General features: G+C 47.6%; 11 protein-coding genes. 4 read left to right on the plus strand and 7 right to left on the minus strand.

All coding sequences use genetic code 11. The annotated features are described in order from the left end of the window. Positions 1-38: 38 nt before the first annotated feature. From ACJJIE_RS06180 to ACJJIE_RS06195, 4 genes are all read right to left on the minus strand, one after another. Entirely contained in the window at positions 39-6,662 is a 6,624-nt protein-coding gene (locus ACJJIE_RS06180) for a non-ribosomal peptide synthetase (RefSeq protein WP_444893948.1), read from the minus strand. Further along, complete coding sequence (locus ACJJIE_RS06185) at positions 6,640-8,055, minus strand: isochorismate synthase (RefSeq protein WP_444893949.1); 1,416 nt, start codon at positions 8,053-8,055, stop codon at positions 6,640-6,642. The genes ACJJIE_RS06180 and ACJJIE_RS06185 overlap by 23 nt, the downstream gene beginning before the upstream one ends. Continuing rightward, positions 8,052-8,381: an isochorismate lyase gene (locus ACJJIE_RS06190; protein ID WP_020415350.1), complete on the minus strand. Its 330-nt coding sequence runs from the start codon at positions 8,379-8,381 to the stop codon at positions 8,052-8,054. The genes ACJJIE_RS06185 and ACJJIE_RS06190 overlap by 4 nt, the downstream gene beginning before the upstream one ends. Before the next feature lie 317 nt (positions 8,382-8,698). Continuing rightward, the gene (locus tag ACJJIE_RS06195) at positions 8,699-9,436 is read right to left on the minus strand and encodes a thioesterase II family protein (RefSeq protein ID WP_444893950.1); all 738 of its coding nucleotides are present in this window, start codon (positions 9,434-9,436) and stop codon (positions 8,699-8,701) included. 121 nt (positions 9,437-9,557) lie between these two features. Between ACJJIE_RS06195 and ACJJIE_RS06200 the strand changes: the two genes are divergently transcribed. Continuing rightward, positions 9,558-11,162: a (2,3-dihydroxybenzoyl)adenylate synthase gene (locus tag ACJJIE_RS06200; RefSeq protein WP_444893951.1), complete on the plus strand. Its 1,605-nt coding sequence runs from the start codon at positions 9,558-9,560 to the stop codon at positions 11,160-11,162. Between the two features lie 84 nt (positions 11,163-11,246). Here ACJJIE_RS06200 and ACJJIE_RS06205 read toward each other — a convergent pair whose 3' ends face one another. The 3 genes from ACJJIE_RS06205 to ACJJIE_RS06215 form a co-directional block, all read right to left on the minus strand. Continuing rightward, positions 11,247-12,005, minus strand: a complete 759-nt coding sequence (locus ACJJIE_RS06205) for a hypothetical protein (protein WP_444893952.1) — start codon at positions 12,003-12,005, stop codon at positions 11,247-11,249. Positions 12,006-12,527: 522 nt separating this feature from the next. After that, entirely contained in the window at positions 12,528-14,057 is a 1,530-nt protein-coding gene (locus ACJJIE_RS06210; protein WP_444893953.1) for a BCCT family transporter, read from the minus strand. 43 nt (positions 14,058-14,100) lie between these two features. Beyond that, entirely contained in the window at positions 14,101-15,225 is a 1,125-nt protein-coding gene (locus ACJJIE_RS06215) for a mandelate racemase/muconate lactonizing enzyme family protein (protein WP_444893954.1), read from the minus strand. Positions 15,226-15,550: 325 nt separating this feature from the next. Between ACJJIE_RS06215 and ACJJIE_RS06220 the strand changes: the two genes are divergently transcribed. From ACJJIE_RS06220 to ACJJIE_RS06230, 3 genes are all read left to right on the plus strand, one after another. After that, on the plus strand, positions 15,551-16,768 hold the full coding sequence (locus ACJJIE_RS06220) for a CaiB/BaiF CoA transferase family protein (RefSeq protein WP_282932879.1): 1,218 nt from the start codon (positions 15,551-15,553) through the stop codon (positions 16,766-16,768). Positions 16,769-16,887: 119 nt separating this feature from the next. Beyond that, entirely contained in the window at positions 16,888-18,051 is a 1,164-nt protein-coding gene (locus tag ACJJIE_RS06225; RefSeq protein WP_444893955.1) for an AMP-binding protein, read from the plus strand. Further along, positions 18,044-19,093 (plus strand): methyltransferase, encoded by a 1,050-nt coding sequence (locus tag ACJJIE_RS06230; RefSeq protein ID WP_444893956.1) that lies wholly within the window; start codon positions 18,044-18,046, stop codon positions 19,091-19,093. Before ACJJIE_RS06225 ends, ACJJIE_RS06230 begins: the two co-directional genes overlap by 8 nt. Positions 19,094-19,205: the final 112 nt, after the last annotated feature.

A 19,205-nucleotide genomic window follows, 5' to 3' on the forward strand; every position in this document is an offset into this window, starting at 1 on the left:
CTCCGTCCAATCGCTGAAAAATAATTTACTTATCAAATTCATATCACGCCCTCTTCCACCATATCCGCATCAATATCCACTGGCGGTTCCATTGTGCTTAGGGCACCGGCAACATCTGCCAGTCTCGGAGAGGCAAATAAACGTCTGAGGGGAAGGAGCAAACGGTGCTGCTGTTTTAGGCGGTCAATAAAGCGTGTCGCCAATAAACTATCGCCACCGAGTTCGAAGAAACTTTGATCGCGGTTAATCTTTGGCAAGCTGAGAAGCTCCTGCCAAATCTGCGCCACCAAGCGTTCGTTGTCTGTTACCAGTTCAGGGGCTTTCTGTTGTTCCGGCTTTTCTGCTGCATTTACTTGCTTTAAAACTAGAGCGCGATCCACTTTGCCATTTGCACTCAGGGGCATTTCCGGCAAAGTCACAACGAAATCCGGGACCATATAAGAAGGCAGCTGGGAGCGAAGGTATTCCCGTAGGTCGTCAGTATTAAAATCTGTTGGGCACTGGGGCCCGAGCACAACGGCAGCAACCAACTTTTGTGCATTAACCAGCACCAAGGCCTGCTGCACAAACACTTGGCGAGTAAGTACGCTTTCGATTTCACCCAACTCAATACGATGGCCACGCACTTTGACCTGGCTATCGGCACGTCCCAAAAATTCCAGGCAGGCATTCGGCCAATAGCGCCCAAGATCCCCTGTGCGATACCAGCGCTCACCATTGACAGTGACAAAGCGCGTTTCGGTTAACTCTGGTGCTGCGCGATAGCCCATGGCGACTCCGTCACCGCCAATCCACAGTTCACCTGTAACCCAGTCAGGGCAATCGCGCCCTTGGGTATCCACCACCCTAAATTGCTGGTTGGCCAGTGGGTATCCATAGGGAATCGAATGCCAGCTTGGGTCAACTTCTTTTACTTCAAAACTGTTGGACCAAATAGAAGCTTCAGTGGCACCACCCAGTGCGATAAAACGGCAATCGGGCTGTATTTGTTTTAAGCGCTGCGGTAAATCCAGGGCAATCCAATCCCCGGAGTTCAATACCAAGCGCAATGCGCCCGGCGGCGTATCGGCACCGACAGTGAGCAACATATCCAGTAGCGCCGGTACTGTATTCCAGAGGGTAACGCCATATCGACATACCAGTTGATGCCAGCGCTCGGCATCCCGCCGATCCTTTTCATCAATCAATACCAGCGCACCGCCCACCGATAGCAGCCCGAAAATATCGTAAACAGAGAGGTCAAAATCCAGGGCTGAAATGGCCAGTACACGATCATTTTCATCAACAGAGAAACGTTCGTTGATATCCGCAATGGTATTCCAGGCGGCACCATGACTAATTTCGACGCCCTTGGGTTCACCTGTGGAGCCGGAAGTGAAAATGATATAAGCCAGTTGCTCAGCTTCTGTTGCAATAGGCTCATCTATAGGAGCGAACTGTTCGGCCTGTTGAATTGCACTTTGGTCGAGCACCACTTTTACATCGGCACGGCGCAACATTGACTCACGCCTCGCCTGCGGTTGATCGATACCGACAGGTAAATAAGTGGCTCCCGCTGCGAGTACGCCCAAAACAGCGGCAATCTGGTCGGGTCCTTTCGGCAGGTTAACGGCCACCACCTCGGCAGGTGAAACCTGGCTTTCCAATAACCAGGCAGCGATACGCAAAGCACGTTCTGCCAGAACGCCATAACTCAGAGAATTATCGTCTCCCCAATATAAGGCGATATTGTCGGGATTTGCTTTTGCCCGCTGGAAAAATCGCTGCGACAAATTATCCGTTGGGTCAATTGCGGTACGCTTTTCAAGCTGGGTTCTCAGTTCCCGTTGAGCCTTGGGTAATAAATCAGGCGGTGTGGAATCCCATTCAGCGTCACCCGCCCATTGGAGTAAGCCGATATAGGCCTGGAACATTTCCGCGCACATCCCCTCAGGGAAAAGCGCTTCGACCACATCCCAATTTAAGAAAACGCCTCCCTCGACTTCGACCACCTGGTGATCCAACCAGACTTGCGGCGTTTGTGTCAGGGCCCAGATGGGTTCCCGCAGAGGCCCATCCTCCGGTGCCGCTGTGCCACCGGGAATACCCAGTGCACTGGTGAAGACCACGGGCATTGTGGCTTCCGCGTCGCTCTGTCGGCGGGCTAATTCCCGCATCAAGCTAACACTGGAAATATCGCGATGTTCCAGGGCCGCGCCAACTTCCCCTTGTATTTTTTTCGCTCTCACCAACCAGCTGTCACCGGCCTCTGGCCGGTAACCCACCAGGGTCAAGGAGGTGAAATCCCCCATCACTCGATAGATATCCGGGTGAACTTCACGGCGATCGAACAAGGTAAGATTCAGGCTCAGGTCAGGGCGACTGCTCCAACGACTAAGCACTTCGGCAAAAGCGGTTAGAAGCAGACTTGATGGCGTAATTCCCTGCTCAGCCGCGCGCGCAACCAGGTTTTGCCAGGTCCCTTTATCAATATGCTGTTGATGACGCACAAAGTGCGGGCGCTCAATGGATGCCGGCTCCCGCACAATGGGCAGCTGGGGCGCGGGAGGCAGCTCCGATAATTTATGCTGCCAAAATGTTTTTGCGGCAGCCAGGGGACCTTCGACAAGATCACTATCAAATACGGCGATAGTTTGCGGCAGTATATTGCGCACATAATCGCGGAAAGAGAGTTCGATAGAAGGTAGATGAGTTTCAGGGCTCTGATAGAGGATATTTAGCTCACGATAAAACAGCAGAATACTGAAGGCATCGAGAATCAAATTGTCCAAACCGATAGCCAATCGGGTATTGCGCCCACAGCGCACCGCACGGACATCAAACAGTGGCCAGCTGCTGGGCTCAAACACCTGCTCCGCGCACTCCTGTCGCAGTTGCGCAAAAGCAGAAGTTGGATCGCTGTCTACGTCTGTAACATCAATGGAAAATCTCGGCACATCGGCAAGGACGCGCTGTCGACCTTCGCTGTCGAATACAGCCCGCAGCATTTCATGGCGGGTAATCATCGTGTTTAGCGCAGATTCCAAGCGCTCCAGATCGAGACCAACAACGTCGTATTCGCGATAAAAGTGACAACCGATACCACCCAAAACAAATTCTGGGTCCCTTCCCAGCCAATAAGCCCGCTGAACATCGGTAGGTTCAAAAGCAGCGTACCGATTGGCCTTATCCGATTGCCAGGGTGTAGCGGCAATTTCGGTAGTGCCTTTATTTGGCTCTAGGTTCTCAGGTGTGCCTTGAACTAATGTCGCAGCAAAGTCGGCTAGGCTGGGCTGGCTAAACAATTCCGACAGTGTGACACCCTCAAAGCCCGACTCACGCAGGTCTCGCACAACACGGGTTGCTAACAGGGAGTCACCACCGAGTGCGAAGAAGTTATCGTCCCGCGCTATATCGGTAACATCGAGGAATTTGCACCAGGCGGCAGCCACCTGCTGCTCCAATTTACCTTGCGGTGGATTCTGCTTTGCCTGGTGTTGCGCTATGGATTCATCGGCAAACTGCTGTAAACCGCCGCGATCAATTTTGCCATTGGCGGTAAGGGGTATTTCAGCGAGACAGCAAAGTTCACTGGGCAGCATGGCGCTGGTCAATCGTTGACTCAGGAATTCACGCAGGTCGTTCAAGGGTTCCTGCAACTGCTGCAAATCAACAAAGCACTTTTCTGGATTTATATTCCCTTGCGATAATTTGGACTCCAGAGCGACAACTGCAACCACACCTCGCTGAGTCAGTAGTGCAACCGCTTGCGCAATCCCTTTGTGCGCAGTCAGTGCGGCTTCAATCTCGCCGAGTTCGATACGGTATCCACGCACTTTGATCTGGTTATCGGCGCGGCCCAAAAATTCCAGGCAACCATTTGGCCAATAGCGGCCCAGGTCTCCGGTGCGATACCAACGTTCGCCTCCGTCTGTTACAAAACGTGCTGCGGTGATTTCAGCAGCACCTCGGTATCCAAGGGCAACGCCCGCACCACCGATCCACAACTCCCCTACCACCCAGTCAGGGCAATCTCGGCCCAGGGAATCCACCACCCTGAATTGCTGGTTGGCTAAGGGGTAACCATAGGGGATGGATCTCCAAGAGGGATCGACTTCTTTTATTTCAAAATTGTTGGACCAGATAGAAGCCTCGGTGGCACCCCCCAAAGCGATAAAGCGGCAATCCGGATTTACACGTTTTAACCTTTCCGGCAGGTCCAGGCTGATCCAGTCTCCGGAATTTAATACCAGGCGCAGCTCTCCCGCTGGAGTATCATCACCGGTGGTTAACAGCATATCCAAAAGGGCCGGCACTGTATTCCAAACAGTAACGTTATGTTGACACACCAGCTGGTGCCAGCGCTCTGCATCCCGTCGAGATTCCTCTTCAACCAATACCAGTGCACCACCTGCGGACAGCAGCCCAAAAATATCGTAAACGGATAGGTCGAAATCCAAGGCCGATACTGCGAGCACGCGATCATTTTCATCAACAGCAAAGCGCTCGTTAATGTCTGCTATGGTGTTCCAGGCACTCCCGTGGCTAATTTCAACCCCCTTGGGCTCACCGGTAGAGCCAGAGGTGAAAATGGTATAAGCGAGATCTTTTGTCTCACCCACTACGGGCCGGGATAAAGGGGCGACACCCGAGAGCACAGACAAGTCATCAATAACCAGCTTGGCACCGGCAAGCTTGAGCACACGCTCTCTGCGCAGCGGTGGCTGGTCTATTCCCAGCGGCAGGTAAGCCGCTCCAGCAGCCATTACCCCAAGAACGGCAATAATCTGCTCCGCGCCTTTGGGCAATAAAATCCCGACCATATCACCAGGCTCAACCCCCTGAAGTTGCAGGTACGCTGCCATTGCCAAGGCGCTGTGGGCCAAGTCCCCATAGCTAATTTGCTCATCGTTCCAATACAAAGCCGCGGCTTCCGGGTGGCTTTCAGCATTGTTAAAAAACTGCTCGTGTAATTGGTGAGACTGAGTTTTTTTAGCCGTGGAATTTACCCGCTGGCGTTGCTGCTTTTGCTCCGCTGGCAGCAGCGATGGTATCGGCTGGGCCCAGAATTCCGGGCTGCCGATCAGGCATTCCAGTAACTGCGTAAAGGCGGCAAACATGCCATCCAGGACGCCGGGAGCAAAAGCAGCTTCCCGCGCATCCCAGTTTACGGACAGGCCACCTTTGAGTTCCATAACCTGTACGTCCAGCCACACTTGTGGCCCTTGGGAGATAATCCAATTGACATCTCCAAAGGCACTGCGAACTGACTCGCCAAATAATTCTCCCAACCCAAGCGCACTGGTAAAGACAACCGGCGCAAACACCGTTTGTCCCTGTTGCCTACTGAGGTCACGCAGCACCTCTACGCCGGAATAACTCCCGTGCGCTACATCCTGACGGAAGTTGTGTTGTAAACGCTGTGCACGCTCAACAAAGGTTCCACTCTGGCTGCCCTGCCAGGAGAGTAAGATCGAAGAAGTGAAATCTCCCACCAGTGAATTGACATCCTGATGTAGAGATTCCCGGTCAAACAGGGGGAGATTCAGCAGAAAATCTGACTCTTCGCTATAGACCGTAAGCACTTCGGCAAGCACAGCCGCCAGGGTCATGGATAAAGTAATCCCATGACAACCCGCGTAATCCGCCAGCTGGTTTTTCTTTTCGGCACTCAAGCTGTAATGGCGACGAACCACTCGACGGTTATCTTTTTGCTCAACACCTATTGCGGTAGGTAACTGAGGGGCACCGGGCAAATCTGGCAGACGAGCCTGCCAGTGTGCTTTGGCCTGTTGCTTTGTAGCTTGCCACTCTTTCTTTGAGTGCAGAGCACTGCGGTCAGCCTGGTAGCGCGGATAACTGTAATTAAGCGGAACCAGAGACTGCTCTGGTTCCAGGTAGAGCTTGGCCAAGTCATTCAGTAATACGCGCAGACTAAAGGCATCTGCAGCGACCATATCCAGATTAATATGCAGGCGTGTGCCGCCAGCTTTTAATTCCGCAGGTAACAATGAGAGCTGTACATCAAAAACCTCGCCCTGCGATATATCCAGCTGCCGATGGGAGAGTTGCTCCCTAACAGCGATAAGACTCTGCTCCGCTTCTGCGGCAGCCTGATGCCTGAAATCATGAACCTTTAAACCGGGCCAGCTCACTTCTGTGGGAATCTGCTGTCGACCAACATCGAGGATTTGAACACGCAACATCCCATGCCGCTCGAACAGGAAGCGCACAGCCTGTTCCAAACGATCAGGTACTACATCCTGGCCATCAAACTCATGATAAAAATGTGCGGCAACGCCCCCTAAATATTGATTCGGGTCTCGTCCAATCCAATAGGCATGTTGCATCGGTGCCAAATCAAAGGGAGTGCCTTCATCAAAGGCTCCCGGCACAGATAAATGTTCACTGGTACTTTCTTCAGTTCCAGTAGCCAACTGAGGTAGAGAAAGCCAGGCTTTCAATTGAGGCACTGCAATAAGATCAGCAAATTTTACTTTGATCTTTTTCTGCCTTAATTGACCAGCTATCTTCATGACTTGTACTGAGTTAAGCCCCAGTGCAATTAAGTCATCCTGCGGATGAATGCCATAAATATCGGCATCAATAGCCTGACAAACTAAATCCTTTAACAAACTGGCCGGACTGATTGGCTCTGATTTATTCTGCGGCTTCGGCGACAAGAGATACGCTCCTTATTGCGTCTCGGATAACACGCATTTTGATACAACTTTCACGATACTCGTGGGCAGGAAGGGAAGCCTCAACCAGGCCACAACCGGCAAATAGTGTTACCTTGCCCGGAGTAATAAGTGCAGAGCGCAGCGCGACAGCAAACTCCCCTTCCCCCTCAGCATTGAGCCAACCAACAGGTCCGGCATACCAACCGCGATCCAGGTCTTCATTTTCACGGATATACTTCAGTGCTTTTTTCCTCGGCAGGCCTCCCACCGCAGCACTGGGGTGTAAATCCGATAAGATATCCAACAGATTTACGCCATCTTTAACCAAGCCCTCTAGAGGCGTCAGCAAATGCTGAATTTGCTTTAATTTACAGAGTTGGGGCGGTTCAGGTTCCGCTACGCTGTGGCAGTATTTGCGCAAAATAGAAAGGAGATGTTGGACAACCAGGTCGTGTTCAAATCGGTCCTTATCGCTGTCAAGCAGGGATATCCCCAATTTATAATCAGTTGCCGGGTCTTTTCCCCGAGGTGCACTACCGGCCAAAGCAACTGTGCTAATACACCCGTCTTTACCAGCCGCTAAGCGCTCAGGCGAAGCCCCAAGAAAGCAACTTTTTCCGCGGGAAAAGGCAAATAAATAGGCATCGGGGTAAGATTCTTGTAAATATCCGAGAATACTTCCCGGGCAGCAATCCGCGCTCAGTGATTCAGAACGAGCGAGAACTACTTTTTGAAACTCGTTGCGCTTGATTGATTCGACCGCCCCTACTACACGCTGCTGCCAAGCCATTTGGCCTGCACAATTTTGGCTAAAATCAGACTCCACCGAAAACACATTATCATTCGCAGAAAGGTCAGAGCTACGAGACAAAATATGCTGCCACCGCGCCTTCACCCGCTCCGCAGTCTGATTGCATTCTGTTTGATCGGTAACGATAAAATTCATTACCAGATAACTGCGATCCCCTTCACAGTAAAGGGCCAACTCGGGCAACGTAAGCGCCCCTGCGGGAAAGTCTTGCCACAAGGATGAGGAATCTTTTTGGCTATCAAAAGCAAACCCACCACACAAAACCGGCCGATGCCCCCCGCTTACCACAGCGGAGGGCAGTAATTTTTGCCAATTGGCTTGGATTTCAGACCAAGATTCCCCAGGGGCACAACTAAATTCACAGGCAGAGCCAAAGGTCACAGCATATTCATCTCTAGAGGGCACACCCCACAGAGACGCGAATCTTTCATGCTGATAGCCGGTGGCAAACAACCCTATTGGGTTGCGTCTATGACATGGAGTTGAAAACGATGCCAGAACCTCTGGCTGTCCCTGGCTTACCCTGGACTTGGCTTCCTGCAAACAGGCTTCCAGGCCAGCATATTTAGAGCGGCCCTTCATACACCTTCCTCAACGGGCAAGCCGCGCTCAGCGCGCCAATGCAGCTTTTGTTGATTGATAAACCAATGAATAATCCCGGTAAAAAGCTGCTCTATATAATCTGCGGAAAGTTGTTCTTTCTCAGCCCAACGACGGCGGTCAATCAACATATCCGCAACCCGGTCTGGAGCAGGAATACTCGTTTCATCCGGCTTGAACTGGGCTGCTGACAAAACATACCCCATACGCCGCTGCAACAGCCTGATGATCTCGCGATCAATGGAATCAATACCTTGGCGGATCTCATTCAGATTTTCACACTCCATTGGTAGCTTCGTTGCTTGCATAGAAACTCCATCACCTAAGCAGTTCATCTTCCCATCAATAATGAAACGTTATAACATATCATTTTTGAAATCAACGGGATGTTTGTTTTGGATTTGGGCGTCAGGGTGGAGAGAGAGTGTGCCACTTGTTACTAAAGAGAAATAATTCGAACATCATTAAAAATAACGATCCCGGATTAATCGAAGTAGAGATCCGCTATCTATTGAACGATGGAGAATATAGAGCCGCTCAACAGCCCTATTCTCCCAACAATTAATTTCGATAGCGTTACAAGAAACAGAAATATTTTATACGGCCAACATAACTTCACATACAGTTAGGCCAAGCGGAGCTTCTGAACAATATGGCCAACCACCAGATCGGGGCAATCTGACAGATAAAAATGGTTACCTGCGTATTCATTCAATTGGAACTCACCATTGGTCCACTGCTGCCAACCCTGAGCTTCAACGGTACTCAACTCAGGATCATCCCGTCCTAGCATCGCGGTGATGGGGCAATCTAGAAGTTGGTCCGAGGACATATTGCTGGTTTCGATCAATCGATAATCCTGGCGTATAGCAGGAAGTAGTAGAGCCCTTAACTCAGGAATTTCCAATAATTCAGGAGAGGTGCCACCAAGCTCAATGAGTTGTTGGCACAGAGATTCATCACTCAACTGGTGTACGTTTCCACTCTTTTGAAATTGTGGCGCTTCGCGCGCAGAGACAAATATGTGTTCAGGACCGTGCAATTTTTCGCGATACAAGGAGAGAGCCAATTCATGAGCAACTGTAGCTCCCATACTGTGCCCAAATACTGCCCAGGGTTTATCGATGACAGGTTTGATAGCCCTACTTAACAAAGCAATTAAAGTTTGCATATCTGCGGGCATAGCTTCATTACAGCGTTGCTCCCTACCCGGCAAACATACGAGAACCAATTCTATGGAATCTGGCAATAATTTCGCCCAGGGCCGGTAAAGTGATGCTGTACCACCAGCATGAGGCAAACACAAAAGTCGGATAGCCGCTTTAGGTTGAGGGCGAGGGATTTGTAGCCAAGCGCCGGACATAGTTTTATCTCAATAAGAAATTTGAAGCCGTGAATACTAACTGTTAATTCTTAATTTAGAAATCTGAAGAAGATTCAAAAAAACACTCCCCTGCTCCACCCAAACATTTCAGGAGACCAGCATGGAAAATAATTTACTTAATGGTTACACGCCTCACCCAAAGGAACTAGAGGATTTCTATCAGCAACAAGGAATTTGGGATAACCAACCTATTTGGGAGCTGATCACACGTAATGCGAAAAACTATCCCAATCAATGCGCAGTTCGGGACCTATCGGATCAATTAACTTATGCTGAATTGGTTAATGAGGCCGATAGCATTGCTACAGGCCTGGTGGAACAAGGCTACAAAGTTGGGGAGCGGGCAATACTCCAGTGGAGCAATCAGGTCAGTTTTATTACAACCCTTCTCGGCTTATTTCGAGCGGGACTGGCTCCTGTACTAGCTTTGCCTGCGCATCGCCAAAATGAAATATGCCATTTTGCACAGGTCTCGGGTGCCAGTATCTATATCACTTCAGGAGCGGAAAGTGATGCAAGCCGTCACAGCATGATAGAACAAATTGCTTCGCAATCTCCGACTTTGCGAGGCATATACAGCTCTGATGAAAATGACACATTCCCCTCCCTGCCCAGAAGAGAATGCCAAGGCTTCACCCCTGTTCCCGTAGACCCCAACGCCCCAGCCCTATTCCTCGTTTCCGGTGGCACTACAGGACTTCCGAAACTTATTCCACGCACCCACAATGACTATCGCTACAACATTACCTGCGCTACGGCTGCTTGTAATTTAGGAAAAGATGAAATCTATCTGGCAGTACTCCCCGCCGCCCATAATTTTCCACTGGGTTGCCCCGGCATTCTGGGCACGCTATCCATGGGTGGGCAGGTAATATTTACCAAAGATGCAAGCCCGGACTACTGCTTCGAGCTGATAGAGCGTTACGGCGTAACCGCCACAGCCCTGGTCCCAGCACTGGCTCAAGTCTGGACTGCAGCGACAGAATGGGAAGATGCTGATTTAAGCTCTCTCCGCTTGCTGCAAGTCGGTGGCTCAAAGCTGAGTCCAACTGACGCCAATGCTGCGATAGATGCTTTTCCCGGTGCACTACAGCAGGTATTCGGTATGGCCGAAGGGCTGATTTGTTACACACATCGCGAAGATAACAATGAAACCATCACCAATACTCAAGGAAGACCTATGAGTTCCCTCGATACTCTAAAAGTGGTTGATGAGTACGGGCAGGAAGTGAAAGCCGGAGAAGAAGGAGAACTGCTTACTCGCGGCCCCTATACACTGAGAGGCTATTACCGTGCAGAAGAACATAGCCGACGCGCTTTTACCCCAGATGGTTTCTATCGCAGCGGGGATCGTGTGCGCATTCTAGATAGCGGCAATATTGTAGTTACTGGACGACTCAAAGATGTTGTAAATCGGGGCGGGGAAACTTTTGCATGTGACGAAATTGAAGAGCATCTACTCGCCCATCCCGGCATCCAACAAGCAGCTATCATTGCTTTGCCAGACCAAGAGATGGGAGAGCAAGTTGGAGCGACTATCGTATGTGTAGATAAAGCGCCAAGCCTGCAAACGTTGCGCGACTTCTTAACCGAAAGAGGCCTGGCCAGCTTTAAGCTACCTGAGCAGCTTAAAGTGTTATCTCGTCTGCCGGTTACCGCAGTCGGGAAAGTTGATAAGAGGAAGCTCTTAGATCTTATAGATTAGTACTAATTGAGAGATTGAGTTCCCATATTCATGAAAGTATGGCTTTAATCCATACTTTCATTTTAAATGAGCAAGAAGTATAAATCAGAATATAAAGGATATACCAACTTGTAACACATTAAGATTCCTTAAATCAAATTCTATATGGTCAAAGTCATTTATATAATACTCCCCCACCTTACCAACATTGTGCAGCATGTATTCGGCACTTATACGCAAAGAGTTATTTAAGTCATAGCGCGCACCTAGACCTACATGGAAATAGCTTTTACTGAATTCTGTTGACCCATAATAGTTACCGCCGGCGTAAAATTCAGCCATAGTATATGACCAGTCCAGCTGCGCAAAACTATAGCCCAACAACAAATACATACAGGACCTGTCGCAATACCAAGATAAATCCAGAGTTCCTGTAATTGAAAATACATCCAAGCGATGTTTCTGATTGACCTGGTATCGCTCAATAACTGTAACTTCGTCATCAATATAATCGATATTTTCTACCGATGTCGATCGTCCTAAATTTGTTCTGCCATAGCTAAAGCGAAGTTCAAACGGATAGCCATTGAAGTCGATCCCGATATCAATGCTGCCCCAAGGCTCACTTCCTGAACTTGAGGTTTTGTAGTAACTATATTCGTAAAAATAATCGTAGTAGTAGTATGGGTCATAAAGTACGCCTACAGTACGATAATCCTGCTTAACCTCCAGCCTGTTAACCCCACCATTCAGTGAAACATATGGACGAAACCCCCACAGGTTTACTAGATTGCCATAGTCAGCGGCTATGGCCTCCATGGAAAAAATAAGTGCTCCCAAAATGACAGCTGAGTGCAGGCGCATAGTAACCTCCTTGTCGCTTCACACAACTCAAAACCCACACAGAGTCCAATACAGAGATTTATCGATATGATTAATAGTCCTCTACGGCGGAACAAGACACTATTTGTCAACACTCTCATCTTAATATCGATAAATGACTTTCTTGTGCAATAAAAAGCAATGGATTCAAAGTAAATCTATACTCCTATGAATTTAAAAGTAGCAGCAACTCCAAGCTTCCAGGGCTCAATTTACTGCCAGGATACTGAAAGGTGTTGGCAATATGATGAACGGCATAAAACAACAATATAAGATCGCAGTAGTTAGATTTATACACCCCGTTTAAGCGCTCTGATTTTCGCTCTAAAATTCAATAAAAACCGAGACTCTGACATTACTCATACATTTACATTGGACAACACAAGGAGGAAGACTGAAAATCGAGACACTCCACGATCACTTATCTTTTCATGCCATTTGTCCAACTATTTAGCACAGAGTTACACTCTATAATTAAGGTACAACTCAATCAATTTATACACGTTACTTCTTAGCAGATGCTCTATACTCATCAATTTCGCTCTCAGACATGTCGCCAAATTGAGACAACAGATAAGCTCCTGTTTTAACACATAGAATTACCAATATAGGAAGGAGAGGGATTACAATTAAAACGGGAAAAGATTTTAGCGTATCCATATCGGCGTTAATAAATAAAAACACAATGGGTATCACCGTTAGCAACCCGCACCAAAAAACCCGATATACCGGCATAACATTTGCTTCAGCATCAAGATTTTTTGTGACAACCCCGGTCAATGAATATGAAGTTGCATCCAAGGTTGTCACGCAAAACAGTATCATTGACAGCAGAAAAATGGCTATCGCCAACTCGGGAAGCGGCAATTGATTTAAAATATCATGGGCGAGACGAAGAGGCTCTCCGCCGGAAAGCTCTTGCACTGCATTAACAGCCCCCTGGTTCATAAGATCTACAGCGTAAGTCCCTGCTATCCCAAAGATAAATGCGCTACTAAGCCCTCCTCCAAGGATCAAAGTTAATATCACATCTCTCAGACGGTGCCCCTGAGAAATTTTTGTAACAAACACACCTACACCCGGCGAATAGGATATCCAGGTTGCCCAAAAGAAAATTGTCCAATACTGAGGGAAATGTGTACTTCCATATGGGTCTGTACTCAAGGACATGCGGAAATATTCAGAAAACAATATCCCCAAACTATTCGTTACATTATTTGCAATAAGAGCACTTGGCCCAACAATAAACGTATATAGAAGCAGGAAAATTGCTATATAGATGGTCCACCCAGATATACGTGACATCCCCTTCTCAATGCCAATAAATGACGACAATGAAAAAAGGAGCGACAAACCTATGATAATGGCTATTCCTGTAGAGAGACTATCTGGAATACCCGTTAAGGCGCTGACATTATATGAAATCATTGGAATCGCAAGGCCAAGGGTTAATGTCGTAGCCGAAAGCGTGGTCACAATGAACAATAAATCTACGCCTTTTTTCAACCACTCAGGCATACGATCATCAAGCATATTATTTAATACAGAGGACAACTTAAGGGTTCGATTCTTTTTAATATGAAAACTCACAGAAAAAGGGATCGCCACCATCAAATTGATAACCCATCCTGCCGTCCCCCAGTGGAAAATATTGAAAGCCGTTGCGTACTCCATTTTAATCGATTCGGCAGAAATGCCGAACTGGGGGTCCATATAGTAATGAATTACTTCAATATATGCCCAATACATCGTCGAAGCTCCCATACCTGCGCAGAGAGCCATAGAAAAAAGCTGAACAAGTGAATATCTTGCCTCCCCTTCTCCCAAACGAAGTTTGCCATATTTTGAAAAGGCCAAAAACAAAAGGGCTAATGTCCCTAAAAGCGTATACCAAAGAAATATTGTCCCTAAGTCTATTATAGTTAGAGCCAACATTTCCTTCATAAAGTCCTTGGTACCTTCGGGATAAATAACTGCAACAACACCAAGAAGTAAAACCAAAAAGAAACTAACCAATGTTAACTTCTTATCCATGATATATTTCTTGGCGTCCGATTCCTGCATAGTCTAGATCATCCTACTCAAATACATATTGACAAAAACAGTTATCCTTTACCTTTTCCCAATCCATGGCTATTCCCAGCCCATTTCCCTGAGGGGCATGGACATAACCCTGCTTATCGGTTCGAATAGACACCTTACTGGCAAGCTCAAAATCTTTATAAGGGAAAAACTGCTCAAAGTAATTGCAATTTTTATGTGCAAGGGCAACGTGCAGATTCGCCGCTTGTGTAAGCGTAAATCCCATACTCTGTATCTCTAAAGTTTTACCAAATCCTTCCGCAATAGCAAAACATTTATTTAAAGGAGTAATTCCTCCACAAACAGTGGCATCCAGGTGAACACTAGTCCAGGTATCCAAGCTCAATGCATTGGTTATCTCATGTAGTGTTAACAGGGAATTGCTATCACTTAATATTCGTATATCGAACTTATTAACAAGATCTTGATAAGTCCTACAATCAGAATCTGGAACTGGAGCTTCAAACCACTCCCAGTTGTTTTCGCTCAACCACTTGGCCATGCCCATGGCTTCAGCAGGAGTATATAGAGAGGCTGTATCCAGCATGAAACGCACACGCTCCCCCTCAAAACGTGTTTGAATTGCTGAAACTAATTCCATATCTCTCTCATATATACAAGAGCAATGAAACTTTATTGCTGTAAACCCCTCCGCTAAACAATCTTCGACATATGTTTCGTATTTCTCCACAGTGTCAAACATAGGAGAGGATGCATAAGATTGTATTTTTGAGCGTGCTCCACCTAAAAGTTCATAAATCGGCATCTCGGCCTTTTTACCTTTTATGTCCCATGCGGCAATATCAAAAGGCGATTTAGCAGGCAACCCGCCCCAAGTACACCGTTCCATTAGCCAATTATATAATTCCTCTGTCCTCAAAGGGTTTTTCCCCAAAATACCCGGTGCAATTGTGCGCATGGCTTCAATAATGCATCGATCAAAACCGTTCTCGGTATAACTCAATGTCGCACCGATACCTTCGATACCACTGCTGGTTTTAATGCGAATAATATTGTTGGTATATAACAGCGGGGCTTGATTAGCAGTCCAACAAATTGGCGGCGCACTTTTATCGGCTATCGCATATAACTCCACCCTACTGATATGAAAACGATCCATATTCACATCCTTAAAAGCCATTAACTGGATCTCAAAGAGTCTAGTTTGCAATGCCCGTTTGTGCGTAAGTGGCACATACTTAGTCTTACTACCAGGCACAAACTATTTCTCGGCTCGGAATGCTATTTGTCAACCAAACCTATAGGGAGTAATTAAACACTCAATGTCCGACCTAGCTGCAATAGAGCCTAATAACCAATACAAACTTCATACTCTATTTTCCTACATCAGATTTACACAGTGATCTATAAACTAATACCCACTTGTAACTAAGCGGCCAAAACTTGACTGGTCACTAATTTTGTTTGCGCAAATCAGGTATATCATGATGCTCCCTCTCCACGGAAAGCGTATCCTTTCATTCGAAACCTGGGGCGCAGGTTCCTTTCATGGCACTTTACTAGCTTTTTTGGGCGCAGAAGTTGTCAATATTGAAGACCCTAAACAAGATGGGAATCCACTTAGAAAAATGGGATCAATCTATCTTGATGAAGCTCGCGAAGACAATGAGACAAGTGAATCGACGCTCCACAACAAAAAGAGCTTGGCCCTCGATATCAGGGCTCCCGCTGGCAGGAAGGTATTCTTGAAGCTTGTGAATAACTCACATGCTGTTATCGATAATTTTCGTGGATCACTGCCGGAAGAGTTGGGGGTTACATATGCAGACCTCAAAGTGGCGAACCCTAAAATTGTTTGTACCCATCTCTCAGGGTATGGCAGAGACAACAATAGAAAACATTGGCCAGGATATGATTTCCTTATGCAGGCAGAAACTGGTTGGATGTCAGTGACTGGAGAACCAGGATCTATCCCAACCAAAGTTGGCGTATCGGTAGTGGATCTCCTGGGGAGCGTCTATTCAGCCCTCTGCACAGTTTCAGGGCTACTGCGAACCGAAGTTACAGGAAAAGGCGGTGATTTTGACACTAATTTATTCGATATTGCACTAAATTGCCTCTGCTACCAAGGGTTATGGTTTCTCAACGAGGGGATAGTTCCAGGGAAGCAACCTCGCTCAGCCCACGCTTCACAAGCCCCGTGTCAGCTGGTAAAGACTTCTGATGGATGGCTTTATATCGCCTGTTTGACCGAAAAGTTTTGGGAGCTATTATGCGATGAGCTGGGCTCCACGGAACTCCAATCTGACATCCGCTTTTTAAGTAATGACAACAGAATGAAGCATCGGGAGCTATTGACCCATACCCTCGACCAGCACTTTACAAAGAAAAATACAGAGGATTGGTGTGCACAGATGGAGGGAAAGATTCCCTGTGCTCCAGTTTATGATATTGCTCAAGCACTTAATAACACCTATGTACGGAATAATGGCAAGGTAACTTCTATTCCCTACACACGTAGTGAGAAGCGCAAATCTGTCCAGTATATCAGCGCCCCGTTTTCCATCCCTGATTCGCCCGCCATGGAGTTTCAGCAAGCTCCTCTCTACGGGGAGAACACATTGGAGATACTAAATGGACTAGGTATCCCGAAGGATGAAATAGATCAGCTTTCGCAAGCTGGCACCATCTATTACCGTTAAGTGCGGCCAAATCAAAGCGCTTCCATGACCCTCCTAATCACTACCGCTCGGGACGATTACTACAATTATTAGAGCGCACCTTTTATCCGCTTAGCTTCTTTGGGAGTCACCCTACTTCAATGAATATCGGCGATCTGGACAGGAGTGCCGCACTTTCTCAAGCAAGAAAGCTCTCCAAAATTGGCGGGCTGAATGTACCTGAGTCGGTGCGTAATTTTGAAGACCTGCCGATCAGCGGTCCCATTGAGATAGAGCGAATCAGTCTCGCTGCCGCACAGAGAGGTGGGGCTATTTTAATGTCCAGTGGAGGCACTACCGGTCAACCTAAGCTCTGCTACACCCCTTACCACCAGGCGATTGATCGACTTCTTAAAGAGTGGCAGCCTCTCAGTCCCCAAAGTGTACTACTCAATTTGTTCAACCCTGGTCGGTTATGGGGTGCACATTACTTCATTCAAGCCTTGGCCGATGCCTCCCGGTGTACCGTAGCCCCTACAGGACCTTTCGTATCAGATGAAGCTAGCAACTGGATAGAATTTCTACAGGGCATCCACGTAAATACCCTGGCTGGCGCCCCTACAGGCCTAGCTGACTTTGCCCAGGGAGCACTAAATTCCGTTGGCCAACTCCCAATTGAGTCAATCATATGGATGGGAGAACCCTGGACCAAAACCAAGATTGAAACTGTTCGCAAGGCTTTCCCAAGCGCTGGGTTTTGGTGCGACTATGGGTCAGTAGAAACCAATAGTATTGCTGTCAATTCACCTGGGTGTGACCTGGAGAAGTACCACTTATTGGAGGGGCAGCTTATTGAAACCGATGACCAAGGCGCCTTACTCACACGAATTGGTGAAGGCTGGACAGTTCCAATTATTCGCTATCGCTTAGGAGATCTGATCAAGCCAACAACATGCCGCTGTGGCCGCCCCAGAGCACTTTTGATTGAAGGGCGAGCAGACGATGCTATCAGCCTCTGTAGCGCTCTTTTAAGCACCAGTAAGATCACAAGCCTCGCCTATGACTGTACTGGTGTAGAAGAGGTCCAGCTTTTACTCAGTTGCCGCTCACCCGATCAAAAATCAGCAGACAGGATTACCTTACAGTTTACTGGCAATGCAGATGCCAGCAAAGTCAGTAAATATGTGCAGGAAAATATCCATAACCTGGCCTCTGTAGCAAAACAATACCCCCAGTCCTTCAACGCTAAAAAAGTACACCAACTCAGACGAATTCTGCGGACTAACAAAACCCCCCAGGTCATATGGGTAACAGACGATGAGTAATAACAAAACCCACAAGATAACACCACCGACAGTTGCCGATAGCCCTATGTGGGACCGGTTGATGGGGAACTACAATTTTGCCTGTCTAATGGTTTCCGCTCAGCTGGATATTACCGGGTTGATTGAGCAGGGATATGACACCTGTAAGTCGCTCAGCCAGAAGTTACAGCTCAGCGATAAGGGAATGAGATTTTTTCTTCTGGTTTTAAGTCATTTAGGGTACATCTGTTACGACAATCATCGGTTAAAAAATACAGAATTGAGCCAGTCTTATCTATCAAAAGATAGTCTCTACTACTGGGGTGAAGTGCTACTAGACCCCTTCCATATCTACAACGTCAATCATCTGGATAAAAAGATACTGACCAGCCTGGAGCGAGAGTATGAACTTGAGTGCAAAGGCCGTTCGGTAACCGATATGTGGCAAAATAACGACATGGACTCAGAATCCGCTGCGGCCTTTACACACCTGATGCACTCCCAAGGATTTGCCTCCGCAGTCACAGCTGTCTCTAACGGAATTTTTGCAGAGGTTCAGTGCTTAATGGATGCGGGTGGTGGCTCAGGGGCCATTGCCCTACCGTTTTGCGATTCCTACCCGAAACGCAAGGCAGTACTGTTTGACTTAACGCCCGTGTGCGCAGTAGCAAGTGAGTACGTACAAAATTTCGGCAAAAAAGAGCAGGTTCGAATTGTACCCGGCGACTTCTTTACAGGCTCTTGGCCAGAAGGCTGTGACGGGATTTGCTTAAGTAATATTCTGCACGATTGGCGCCCTGAAACATGCCAATTTTTAATCGATAAAGCCTTCGCATTCTTGCCAAATGGGGGGCATCTCTTTATTCACGACATGCTACTCGATGAAACCCGCCTGACCCCGAGCTTGTTTTGCTTTCACCTATTTATGAATCACGGATCTCAGCTCTATTCCACCGATGAGCTAAATGAGATGCTTGAAAAAGCCGGTTTCGAAGACACTCAGTGCAGACGAGCCCTGGGTTACTTCTTTGTTGTGTCCGCAAGAAAACCACAAGTAAGTTGAAATAGTTAATTTTTCTAGCTTATTGTTATGTTGGGAATGGTTTACTGAGAGAAAAAAGGTGTGATGCCCTATAATCTACTGCCAACAAAGGTCAGCAGTAACTCAACAATAT

Source organism: Microbulbifer maximicatervae (SeqCode) (assembly GCF_052467325.1).